Annotated in this window: 1 protein-coding gene; it reads right to left on the reverse strand. The window is 68.4% G+C overall.

What is annotated here, in order from left to right:
* Positions 1-235 precede the first annotated feature (235 nt).
* The coding region (locus DI276_RS35415) for an HNH endonuclease signature motif containing protein (protein WP_232837139.1) at positions 236-1,061 on the reverse strand (826 nt) is incomplete at its 5' end.

The raw sequence follows: 1,061 nt of genomic DNA on the forward strand, positions 1-1,061 counted from the left end.
TCGCATCGCCACACGGAGTTGCCTTCGGCCCGCGTTGCTATAGGAGCTTCGGCTCGGCTTCGCCATCGCCGCTTGCCTTCGGCTTCGCGAGATATAGATGGAATCCTCGTGGCGCGCTCCTGGAATGGCGTCAGCGGGTATCGCCGAGTCCATTGCGAGCGGGCCGAGGGGCGTTCATTCGGTAGGCGACAGGCGGCGGGCGTGCCAATTGCGGGCGGGCCCGTGGGCCCGCCCGTCATGCCGCTGCGGTGTGGAGGAGGTTGCGTCTTGGCCTGCGTTGCGGGTCGAGCCACGCCGGTGGGTAGAAGGTGGGTGTGCCGTGGACCATCCGTACTGTCCACTCGCTGTGGTGGATCAGTGTGTGGTGGTGGCGGCACAGCAGCACCGCGTTGCCGACCGAGGTGACACCGCCATCCGCCCAGTGATGAACATGGTGGGCGTCGCACTGTTTCGGCGGTCGGCCGCAGCCGGGGAACGCGCAACCGTGGTCGCGGGCGACCAGGACGCGGCGGATTCCCGCCGGGAAGGTGCGGGTTTTGCGGCCGATGTCCATCGGCTGCGACTTCTCACCCAGCACCAGCGGGATGATCCCTGCGTTGCAGGCCAGTTGGCGGACCTGGGCGGCCGGGACGCGTTCCTGGTTGTCCAGCGTCGCCTGGCCGACCTGGGCAGCCAGGTCGTCGTAGCGCATCGTCAGGGTCAGGGTGACCGGTTCGCCGCCGTGCTCAGGCAACTGGTCCGCGCGCAACATCAGATCGACCAAGTCAGCCAGGGCGTCACCTTCACGTTCGGCACGCGAGCGCAGGTCGGGGCCCTCTTCGGCCGTTTCGGGGCGGGGCTTGGCCAGCGGGTCGAGCAGCGCCTCGTACTTGGCGCCGGTCACCGCGTCCAGCTTCGCCCTGATCACCAGCCGCCCGTCTTCCCACCGCATCACGTGCTCGTTGACCGGCTGGGCGGGCTCGGCGTCGCGGGGTTCGGGGTCGTTCTGATAGAGGCCGTAGGCCAGGTCCTTACCGAACTTGCGCACCGCCATCGGCTCATAGTCGCGGGCATAGTCCACG

The sequence above is a fragment of the Lentzea terrae genome (assembly GCF_003265345.1).
GTDB classification, from domain to species: domain Bacteria; phylum Actinomycetota; class Actinomycetes; order Mycobacteriales; family Pseudonocardiaceae; genus Lentzea; species Lentzea terrae.